This is a genomic window from Alicyclobacillus sacchari (assembly GCF_004366795.1).
GTDB classification, from domain to species: domain Bacteria; phylum Bacillota; class Bacilli; order Alicyclobacillales; family Alicyclobacillaceae; genus Alicyclobacillus; species Alicyclobacillus sacchari.
In genome coordinates, this window is the sequence record NZ_SORF01000006.1 from 159,916 (window position 1) to 169,872 (window position 9,957).

The 9,957-nt window shown below is 50.0% G+C and carries 6 protein-coding genes and 7 tRNA genes; all 13 read right to left on the reverse strand.

The genetic code is table 11. From position 1 onward, the window contains the following. Positions 1 to 67 precede the first annotated feature (67 nt). The 13 genes from C7445_RS08175 to C7445_RS08235 all read right to left on the reverse strand — a co-directional run bounded on the left by C7445_RS08175 (position 68) and on the right by C7445_RS08235 (position 9,710). Positions 68 to 3,235: a glycoside hydrolase family 2 TIM barrel-domain containing protein gene (locus C7445_RS08175; protein WP_134159578.1), complete on the reverse strand. Its 3,168-nt coding sequence runs from the start codon at positions 3,233 to 3,235 to the stop codon at positions 68 to 70. Between the two features lie 46 nt (positions 3,236 to 3,281). Then, on the reverse strand, positions 3,282 to 4,109 hold the full coding sequence (locus C7445_RS08180; RefSeq protein WP_134159579.1) for a carbohydrate ABC transporter permease: 828 nt from the start codon (positions 4,107 to 4,109) through the stop codon (positions 3,282 to 3,284). Next, the gene (locus C7445_RS08185) at positions 4,102 to 5,058 is read right to left on the reverse strand and encodes a carbohydrate ABC transporter permease (RefSeq protein ID WP_243835058.1); all 957 of its coding nucleotides are present in this window, start codon (positions 5,056 to 5,058) and stop codon (positions 4,102 to 4,104) included. The genes C7445_RS08180 and C7445_RS08185 overlap by 8 nt, the downstream gene beginning before the upstream one ends. Before the next feature lie 65 nt (positions 5,059 to 5,123). Then, on the reverse strand, positions 5,124 to 6,476 hold the full coding sequence (locus C7445_RS08190; protein WP_243835059.1) for an ABC transporter substrate-binding protein: 1,353 nt from the start codon (positions 6,474 to 6,476) through the stop codon (positions 5,124 to 5,126). A 164-nt stretch (positions 6,477 to 6,640) separates the two neighbouring features. Beyond that, entirely contained in the window at positions 6,641 to 7,648 is a 1,008-nt protein-coding gene (locus tag C7445_RS08195) for a LacI family DNA-binding transcriptional regulator (protein ID WP_134159581.1), read from the reverse strand. 175 nt (positions 7,649 to 7,823) lie between these two features. Beyond that, positions 7,824 to 7,900: transfer RNA gene (locus C7445_RS08200), tRNA-Ile, on the reverse strand. Positions 7,901 to 7,919: 19 nt separating this feature from the next. Continuing rightward, a tRNA-Val gene (locus C7445_RS08205) sits at positions 7,920 to 7,994 on the reverse strand. Further along, positions 7,995 to 8,069 (reverse strand) — tRNA-Glu (locus C7445_RS08210). A gap of 7 nt (positions 8,070 to 8,076) precedes the next feature. Next, positions 8,077 to 8,151, reverse strand: a tRNA-Asn gene (locus C7445_RS08215). A 3-nt stretch (positions 8,152 to 8,154) separates the two neighbouring features. Further along, positions 8,155 to 8,230: transfer RNA gene (locus C7445_RS08220), tRNA-Ala, on the reverse strand. A 34-nt stretch (positions 8,231 to 8,264) separates the two neighbouring features. Further along, positions 8,265 to 8,347: transfer RNA gene (locus tag C7445_RS08225), tRNA-Leu, on the reverse strand. 6 nt (positions 8,348 to 8,353) lie between these two features. Continuing rightward, positions 8,354 to 8,430: transfer RNA gene (locus C7445_RS08230), tRNA-Arg, on the reverse strand. A 143-nt stretch (positions 8,431 to 8,573) separates the two neighbouring features. Next, positions 8,574 to 9,710: a zinc-dependent alcohol dehydrogenase gene (locus tag C7445_RS08235; RefSeq protein ID WP_134159582.1), complete on the reverse strand. Its 1,137-nt coding sequence runs from the start codon at positions 9,708 to 9,710 to the stop codon at positions 8,574 to 8,576. Between the last annotated feature and the right edge of the window lie 247 nt (positions 9,711 to 9,957).

The window sequence follows — 9,957 nt, forward strand, 5'->3', positions numbered from 1 at the left end:
ACAAAGGGCTGGGTCAAGCGATACGTCGCCCAACCAGCCCTTGCCCTGACACCTTCCGCAAACCATGTCACCGCAGCGTGGGAGTCGCTTCACGTGCGCGATTTCCCGCATACAGCAGAAGTTGCGCTAATTGACGCGGTTCAAACACGTCACTTGAAAAAGGAACAATCACAAAACGACAGGTGAAAGGACCGGTTCGTAGCTGATACTGGGGTAAGGTCCCAGGGCCACAGCTTGCCGAACCCAATCCATAATGGTCTACGTCAAGACGTACATGAATACAGGTATCCGTCTTCAGTTCATGCGTATGGCGGGCCTCCTCCACGGCAGCACGGGAATACGGCTGGGCACTGAAATGGAATCGACTTTCCGCACAAACGAAAAGCCCGACACCCATATCATCGGTTAGAGACAGCCACTGAACATCAGCTCGATTCCCATTTTCCTGCGGATAAACGTATGGAGTGAAAAGCTCTTTCACATCTCTTCGGTACAAACCGAACAAATTGGCCTGCTTGCTGTCGCGATACGACTCTCCCGGACCACGGCCAAACCATTCCACATTGTGCAATTGCCATGGTAATTTGGAATCAAGGCCGATTCTCGGCAAGGTGTCTGGGGCCGTCCCGCAAGGATTGCCAGATACACGCACATCGATCAGTCCAGTGGAGTGGACCATGTATTGATACGTTACATCTATCCCCCATGCCAGGCTGGGCGGCGCAATCCGCGACGATACGAACACTTTGATGACGTCTTCACCATCCAGTAGCCACGAGACATCTGTCACGCGCTCACGCAGATCATGTAAGCCAAACCTGCGCCATTCGTTCGCAATGCTGAACATATCGCGATTCGGCGGATCATCGTTGTCGGTCGGAGCCCGCCAAAAACTGAGTGCAGGCCCAAGCTCAACAATAGGTTGCCCGCGAAATTCCCAACCCGTCATGCGTCCGGTGACCTGATCAAAGGTGACCTGAAAGTCAGCCCCCGACAATTGAATCGATCCCGCACATACTTCTGCCTCGAGCCCCCCTGAAACCGCTGGCAGGTTCGTCTGCAGTACAGGTGCCGAACTTTCAAGAGCGAACTGTGCAGTCGCAATTTCGGCCCCTGGGTCTGCCCAAGGCATGTTTGACTTAAGGACGAAGCGAACGGTTAGAAAGGCCTCTCCCTCTACTCCGTTCACGGCATGATACGGGCCTGGCAACTGTATGCGCGCCTTCCCGCGAGGCGGCACATGAGGCAGATTGCTCATACTACCGCTGGCAAACGTGAGACCGTTTACCTCAACGGACCACAACATCCTGACGTGATCGAGGTCAAGAAAGTCATATCGGTTTTCGATCTCCAGGACGCGATCGCGCATATCTACCATTCTAGCTTTGATAGGTTCAATGGCCTTTTTATACTCGATCAGTCCAGGTGAAGGTGTGTGATTCGGAAAGACCAAGCCGTCGATCACAAAGTTTGCATCATGTGGCCTCTCGCCAAAATCCCCGCCGTACGCAAAATACGATTGGCCATCGCGATCGCGAACACGAATGCCGTGGTCCATCCATTCCCAAACGAATCCGCCTTGAAGCCGCGGATATTGATAGAACGTCTCGATATATTCACATAGGTTTCCCGGGCCGTTTCCCATGGCGTGAGCAAATTCACACATCACATGTGGCTTGTCGAGATCCATCTCAGCCAGTTGGACGAGGTCGTCCACCGACGAATACATCGTGCTGTATACGTCCATGACCGCTTCGCGAAGATCATGCTTGCCTTCCAACAATCGTCTTGTCTCGCCCTCATAATGTAAGAGCCGTGTCGAATCTACCGACCGCACATAAGCCGCCATGGCCAAGTGATTGCGGCCATAGCCAGACTCATTACCAAGCGACCACATCACGACGCACGCGTGATTTTTGTCCCGTTGTACCGTTCGTTCTATGCGGTCGATATACACCTGCTCCAGCGCTGGGTCGTCGCTCAGGCGATCCCAATCCCGAGCGACCACGAAGCCATGGCACTCAAGATCAGCCTCATCAATTACATACAGGCCATACTCATCACACAGATCGTAAAAGCGCGGGTCGTCCGGATAGTGGCTGGTGCGCACGGCGTTGATGTTGTGGCGCTTCATCATCAACACATCCTCCAACATCCACGAAAACGGCACCGCTCGCCCGAAGTCTGGATGGTGCTCGTGCCGGTTAACCCCTTTGAACATCACGGGAACACCGTTCACATGTACCAGACCGTTTTTCAGTTCAACGCTCCGAAATCCAACCCGTTGTACAACCGTCTCTAACTCGGTACCGTCATCTGAAAGCAGAGTTAAGACTAGGTGATATAGATTTGGCACTTCGGCGGACCAAGGCTTGGGTTGCTCAACATGTGAATTGATAAAAACCGTATTCTCATCAGCCAGTGCACGAATGTCGCGATAGATAACGTCGCCTTGGGGATTCTGCAGTTTGACGGAAATCTGACCACCGTCACCGAGCGGCGCAGGACGGTGCAACTGTACAGTCACCGCAAGGTTCCCATGTTTGTATTGATTGTCGAGAGACGCGTTCGCGAAGAAGTCCAAGATGTGTAGCGAAGGTCTCGCGAGAATGTAGACGTCTCGGAAAATGCCACTCAGCCACCACATGTCTTGATCTTCCACATAACTTCCATCCGACCATTGATAGACTCGAACGGCAATGGTGTTGCGACCAACGCGAATAAACGGCGTAATATCAAACTCAGAAGGTAACCGACTCCCCTGACTATAGCCGACTTCATGGCCGTTTACCCAGATATGAAACGCGCTATCCACGCCTTCGAAGCGCAACCGAATCAATTGCCCGTCCCACGTTTCAGGAATGACAAAGGTGCGACGATAGCACCCCGTTGGATTCTCGTTCGGAACATAAGGAGGATCGATAGGAAACGGATATACCACATTCGTATAGTGAGGACGATCATATCCTTGCATCTGCCAGTTGGACGGGACACGCAGTTGACTCCACGCGGAATCGTCAAAATCCTCCGCGGACACATCCGAAGGGCAGTCCTCCGGTCGTTCGTATAGCGCGAATCGCCACAAACCGTTTAGGAATATGACACGATTCGATTGGCCGCGATTGAACGAAAGTGCGCTTTGTTCATCGCCGTATGGAATAAAGTACGACCGAGGTGCGAGGCGATTGCGCTGCAAAACAGAGAAGTTCTCCCAATCCCGTAACGTTATTTTCATACCGAATCCTCCTAGTTGACGTGTAGGGAGCCAAGTCATGTTGTGGTTATCCCTTAACCGAACCGTTGTACATGCCTGAAATGAAGTAACGTTGCAAACACACAAAGACAATCATCAAGGGGATTAATCCGATTGCCGCACCTGCAAAAATTGGACCGTAGTGAATGACGTTTCCGGGTTGATCTAATTGTTGAAGCATAAGAGGCATTGTGAAGCGATTTCGGTCATTGATCACGACCAATGGCCATATAAAGTTGCTCCACTGCTGAAGGAATGTCAAAATCCCAAGTGCAGCCAGCGAGGGTAGAACGTTGGGTACCACAATTCGAAAAAAGGTTCGAAATTCATTCGATCCATCGATCCGAGCGGCCTCTAGGAGTTGCTCTGGAAATGACTGCATCTGTTGCCGCATAAAGAATACGCCAAATCCATTGACCAGGAATGGAACAATGAGCGCCTGGTAAGAATTTTGCCAGTGCAATTTTGAAATAATGATAAAAAGCGGAATGAGCGTGGTCTGTATCGGTATCATAATGGTGATTAACACAACAAAAAACAGGAAGCTTTTGCCCCAAAATTGGTATTTTGCAAACGCATAGCCCACCATGGATGAAAAAAATACGACGCTAACCGTGGTTATCCCAGACACAAAGATACTATTTGCAAGATCTCTCCAGACAGGCATTGAAGTTTCGAGGGCCTTCACGTTTGATACCAGGTGCGACCCAAACCAATTGGATGGTGGATAGTGAAATATCTGCCCATCTGATAAAGTGCCGGCAACATAAATCCAGTAAATCGGATAAATCGATACGACAACTGCGACGATTAGAAACGCGTACGTCAGAAACTTCATAGAAAAGGGGCTACGCATGATAATCGCCTCCTTTGGACGCACGAATCTGCAGATAAGACAAAATGCCAATGATGGTTGTAAGAATGTATGTGCCTGCCGACGCAAGACCAAAATTGTAATTTTGGAATCCTATTGAATACAGATATAACATTGGTGTTTCAGTGGCACTGCCAGGTCCGCCTGCGGTCAAAATGTAAGGTTCTGTGAATAGCTGAAGCGTACCAACTGTGGAAAGAATGGCACAAAACAGCAAGATGGGCCGAAGTAAAGGAATGGTCAACTTAAAGAACGTTTTTACGCGTCCAGCCCCATCAACCACTGCCGATTCATATAACTCTTCTGGTATCGACTGTAATCCAGAGAGTAAAATGATGGCATTGTAGCCCGTCCATCGCCAAGTGACAACCATAAATATAGAAATCCTCGCAGCCCAGGCATTTCCTGTCCAATTTACAGTGCCGAACCCCACAAGGTGAATAAGGTAATTCAATATGCCAAAGTTCGTATTAAAAATCAGTTGGAATGCTATGGTATACGTCACAGCATCAACTAACACGGGGAAAAAGACCAAGAGTCGAAATACCCACTTAAATCGAATTGCTTTTGAGTGCAGTGCCACAGCCAAGAGCGTTGCAAGAAATAGCATGATGGGAACTTGAACAAGCAAAATAAACGCGTCGTTAAGCAGTGATGTCCAAAATGCAGGATCGGTCAGCACCAAGCGATAATTATGAACGCCAACCCATTGACTTCCCGAAGCCGACCAGTTTTCAAAACTAATGATGAAAGTGTCCACGATCGGGTAGAGCATGAAGACACAGAAAATCACGAAGAACGGAAGAATGAACGCGTACGGAATCCACGCAGGCACAGAAACGCTGCCAAACTTCAACCTACGATGCAGCCAAGCTCGCTTCCCTGCCTGGGTTGGATCCACCGTCGCCTGGTCGGATTCGATCATTCGCATCACAGTTCACCCCGCTTTGTGTCCCGCAAGATTGCCCAGCAGCAATCCTGCGGGACAGATTTGAGTTACTTGCCCGCTATCGATTGACCGGAGATACGTGCAGCATTTTGTTCGGCAGTTTTTAACGCCTGTTCCGGATTGGTACCCTGAATCACAGATTCAAACGCCTGCGCCAACGGTTGAGAATAGTCAGCAAAATATCCACCGTAATTGGTTGTTGGGATATGTTTTGAAACAGAAGCGAAGAACTTGTAGATCGGCATTCCGAAATAGCTAAACGACTGATTGAAGTTCGTTCCGGAAGCGGTATAATACGTCTGCCAGGATGGGAACAGCCCGTATTTCAATTGGACGTTCTCCCCTGGTACGGTGTATAAGCAGTATTGTATAAAATCCCAAGCCGCTGTGGGATTTTTGCTGTCTTTCGTGATAGCGAGCACGGATCCACCGGTATCCGCCTCATTCGGGCCTCCTGCCTTGTAGGAAGGAAGCGGGACAATCCCCCACTTACCGCTTTCCCTCGGTGCGCTGTTCATCATCGTACCCGCGTACCAAACCGCTGATAAAATGGTGGCCACCTGTCCGTTGGCAAAAGCAGAAATCCCGTCATTCCATGTTGGAGCATCGGCAATGATTCCCGCTTTTCCCCAGGACTGAATTGTAGAAAGCGCCTGCTCCAACTGGGGCGTGGTAAAATCAATTTGATCCTGCCTGTTCACATAGCTTCCACCCAGTTCATTGACAAGAAGCATCAGTGTCGTCTCAATACCCTGTCCTGGTTCCGAAACATTATCGGCCAACATTTTCACTTTTCCGTGGAAATGTGCCGTAAGTTTTTTACCCGCAGCCAGATAGTCCGCCCATGTTTTGATACTGTCGGGGTTAATACCTGCCTCCTTAAACAAATCTTTTCGATAATACATTGCAGCCGGCCCCAGATCCCATGGCGCAGCATAGATGGATCCATTTTGCATCGTAGGATTCAGGGCGACAGGCGCAATGTGATTCTTGATGCTACCCATGTACGAATTGAGCTTTACAAAATCACCAGGGAACTTGTTGAGAAAGTAGGGGAAATCTCGCTGTTGGGTTTGAATGATATCCGGTGCGTTTCCAGCGACCAATTCTGGGGTGATTTTTTGATAGGTACCGTCCACATATTCAATATTCACATGTATCCAAGGATACTTTTTCTCAAAACCAGGTATTTCAGCCTTCAGCGAATCTGCCGCATCATTCCAAGCTGCAACGGTGATCGTCACAGGTGAATGAACCGACGCCGCTCCCGTCGTAGCCGCGGGTTTTGAAACGCTTGCTCCACCGGAAGAACTCGAGGCTCCCGTTTCACCACACCCGCTTAAGAGCAATCCTGAAGCAACCACGGTAGACAACCCAGCCAATAACTTTCTCGCTTTCACATTTTGCACCCCCAATGATCTTTGGGACTCTGGCGGTCCATTCTTACCATATGGACTCGAGTCCACATTCATGACAAGACACTAGCTCTTCCTTCAATACCTCAACTAGCTATGACTTGAAAGCGTTTACTTGGAAGGGATTATAATGACTTGGGTGGTAGTTGTCAAGATTTCACGGGGCCTGTTGATTCACGATATATGATCTCTGTAGGCAAGGACACGTTTTCCGGAATGTCCAATCCGCGGTCTACTTGGTCGAGCAAAAGGCGCACCAATTCGTTGCCAATGTCACTTTTCGGAATACGAGTCGTGGTCAACGCCGGTGTAACCATGTTCGCCATTTCCACGTCATCAATACCGATTACAGACACATCGTTGGGAATATTCACCCCCCACTCTGTGAGAGCCCGCATCGCCCCCACAGCGAGCAAATCATTCGACGCAGCGACAGCCGTAAACGAAATTGACCTGTTCAACACCTCCAGGATTCGCTGCCGACCCAAGGTTAAGGTATCTTTTAAATTCGGCACAAATTGCACCAAAGCAGGGTCAATTTCCAATCCGTGTTCATGCATCGCGTCCACGTAACCCATGTATCGCGGGTTTTCTTCGGCACGTTCGAACTCGTAACCAAGGAACACAATCCGCCGATGCCCTAAGCCAATGAGGTACTGCACGTTCCTCTTCATCGCCGTGTACAGATCGACAGCAACAGCGTGCACTCCGAGATCGATACTGCGATCTTGATACGCACAAAGAGGAATGCGTTTCGCCAGGTCGACGAGGTCGACCACTTTCATAAGTTCATAGGGCGTCAAAAACACCAATCCATCGTAAAATCCCTCCAAAATGAGCTTCATATAACCTTGTTTTTCTTGCGTCATATTGTATAGAGAAAATGTGTAACCCCGTTGCAAAGCTGCATCCTCAATCCCCATCAAGACTTCATGATAAAACGGGTTGCTGAGCGAGGAGATTACGCACGCAAACTGTCCACATCGTTTCATTTTTAGACTTCGTGCGACGCGATTAGGTACATATTGTAGTTCTTCAATTGCCTTTAACACTCGCTCTCGCACATCCTGAGCTACATATCCATTGTCATTCAACACACGAGATACTGTGGTAGGCGACACACCAGCGCGCTTTGCGACATCCACCCGAGTTGCCATAGCTACCTCCGAACCTGTACGAATGTACGAAATCGGTTTCCATACAAACGAGATAACGCGCCGACGCATAATCATCACGTAGCGATTGCGCACGGATTACGTCTTGCAATGGTTTTGCAAATTATACTTAGGGTATAAAAAAACCGCAACCATCTAGGTGCGGTTTCTCCAGATATGGTGGGCCCAGGTGGACTCGAACCACCGACCTCACGATTATCAGTCGTGCGCTCTAGCCGACTGAGCTATGAGCCCATGTTTCTATGAAGTTACATGGTGGGCGGTGGCAGGATCGAACTGCCGACCCCTCGCGTGTGAAGCGAGTGCTCTCCCCCTGAGCTAACCGCCCTGGTGACCCCAGCGGGATTCGAACCCGCGTTACCGCCGTGAAAGGGCGGTGTCTTAACCACTTGACCATGGGGCCGATGCCTTGGCTCCCCGAGTAGGATTCGAACCTACGACCCTCCGGTTAACAGCCGGATGCTCTACCGCTGAGCTATCGAGGATCATGGTGGAGCTAAGCGGATTCGAACCGCTGGCCTCTAGAGTGCGATTCTAGCGCTCTCCCAACTGAGCTATAGCCCCACATTCATCTCACACCACGAACTATGTACATTCATGGTCCCGGAGGCCGGACTCGAACCGGCACGGTTTCCCGCACGATTTTGAGTCGTGTGCGTCTGCCAATTCCGCCACTCCGGGATATGATGGCGTGCCCGGAGAGATTCGAACTCCCGACCTTTTGATTCGTAGTCAAACGCTCTATCCGGCTGAGCTACGGGCACGCGGAACAAAATCGACGTTGAATAACTTATCATGATTCGCGAAAAAGCGCAAGCCCTTCTCCTAAAAAACTTTCGACAGTGCCAGCGGAGCCGCACAGGATGGGTCGATACATATGCCATCCCGTGGCTCCGTTCGATACCATTCACGGTTTTAGAACGACCTTGATACAGTTGTCTTCCTTAGCATCAAACACTTCGTACCCAGTCTTTGCTTCCGTCAGCGGAAGCCGATGAGTAATGATGTCTGTCGGGTCAATTTGTCTATCGACAATCATCTGATACAGCGGGGGCATATAATGAATTACAGGTGCTTGCCCCATTTTTAAGGTGATATTTCTGGCAAAAAAGTCCCCCAAGGGAAACTGATTGTATCGTGTACCATAGACGCCAACCAATTGAACGGTACCACCTTTTCGCACAGCCTGGGCGGCTTCCTGAATGGGGCCAAGTGTGCCTCCCTGCAATTTCAGCAGGCTTTCAACCTGCTCCATAACGGTCTTTTTGCCGTCCATGCCAACGCAGTCGATCACGACGTCAGCCCCACCCCCGGTCAGTTCGCGAATATATTCCCCAAAATTCTGCTCCTCGGTAAAGTTGAGTGTCTCAACGTGATTGGTTTGCTTCGCGTGATCGAGACGGTAACCTATATAATCGACCGCAATCACACGGTTTGCCCCTTTCATCCATGCAAACTTCTGAGCCAGCAGACCGACCGGTCCGCAGCCTAAGACAACTACTGTGTCACCGTGTTTTACACCGGCGTTGTCAACTCCCCAATAGGCCGTCGGCAGGATGTCAGAAAGAAATAGAAGCTGCTCATCTTCGAGATCGCACGATTGCGGTACGACAAACGGTGTGAAGTTTGCATATGGCACGCGCAGATATTCCGCTTGCCCTCCCGGGTATCCGCCAAACGTGCCTGAATAACCAAAATACGCTCCTGCTTCACCATTCTGATTCGACTCATCACACTGGCTTTCCAGCCCATGCAGACAATAGTAACAACGTCCACACGCGATATTAAACGGGATAACAACCCGGTCTCCCTTTTTGACCTTAGTCACATTTGGTCCGATCTCTTCCACAATTCCCATCGGCTCGTGTCCAATGATGAAATCAGGCTGCATATTTGGAATCATGTTGTGTATGAGGTGGAGATCGGAACCACAAATCGCCGTTGATGTAATTTTCACGATAATGTCCTCTGGATGTTCGATCTCAGGTTCCGGAACGTCTTTGACCTCCACATTCCGCATGCCTTGATACGTCACTGCTTTCAAGCATATCCCCCATTCACATTGGCCGATGTCATTTGTAAGCGGTACAATCGGCGATTGAGAATCGAGTAGGAGGGGGCGCCTAGCCCCCGACCTCTCACACCACCGTACATGCGGGTCCGCATACGGCGGTTCATGAAACACTACGAAGCTGCAAGTACCTTTCCTGAAGACTCTTCAGACCAAGTGCCTCAAAGTACGCCTTGTCCATGGCGTTGTTCAGGTTCTTCGCCATGAACCATGGCCCTCG

Excerpts from the sequence above, each read along its gene's own strand:
- C7445_RS08175 (WP_134159578.1), bottom strand. The coding sequence starts at position 3,235 with ATGAAAATAACGTTACGGGATTGGGAGAACTTCTCTGTTTTGCAGCGC.
- C7445_RS08180 (WP_134159579.1), bottom strand. The coding sequence starts at position 4,109 with ATGCGTAGCCCCTTTTCTATGAAGTTTCTGACGTACGCGTTTCTAATC.
- C7445_RS08185 (WP_243835058.1), bottom strand. The coding sequence starts at position 5,058 with ATGCGAATGATCGAATCCGACCAGGCGACGGTGGATCCAACCCAGGCA.
- C7445_RS08195 (WP_134159581.1), bottom strand. The coding sequence starts at position 7,648 with ATGGCAACTCGGGTGGATGTCGCAAAGCGCGCTGGTGTGTCGCCTACC.